Below are 410 nucleotides of genomic sequence, written 5' to 3' on the forward strand. Positions count from 1 at the left end.
CGTGGCCGAGGCCGCGCTGTACGTGCCGCTGGGCCGCGGCGAGCCGGGCGTGGTCGAGCGGGCCCGAGCCCTGTTCGAACGGCGGCCGTTCAACTGGATGGCGTCGCTGGTGGCGGGCCTGGTGCTGACCGACGAGGCGGGCCGCCGGCACGACCCGGACGCGGCGGTGCGGTGGGCCCGGCGCACGATAGCCGACCTGTCGGAGGAGACCATCGACCCCGACGTGGGCATCCGACTGTCCGCGCTGGTCCTGTCCGCGATCGGTGACGCGGTGGGGGAGGCGCGGTTGACCGGCGACGACGCGGGCGTGGCCCGGTGGTCGACGGTGGCCGACGAGTTCGTCGAGCTGGCCGAGCGCACGGCGGCGCGGCCGGGCCGGCGCCCGCCCGAGATCGGGCCGGAGGGCGTGG

General features: G+C 77.6%; 1 pseudogene. It reads left to right on the plus strand.

Going from position 1 to position 410, the window contains the following annotated elements:
• Positions 1–410 (plus strand): annotated as a pseudogene (locus GT354_RS30650) (helix-turn-helix transcriptional regulator); the annotation flags it as partial.

The sequence above is a fragment of the Streptomyces sp. SID3343 genome (assembly GCF_009865215.1).
In the GTDB taxonomy this organism is placed as follows: domain Bacteria; phylum Actinomycetota; class Actinomycetes; order Streptomycetales; family Streptomycetaceae; genus Embleya.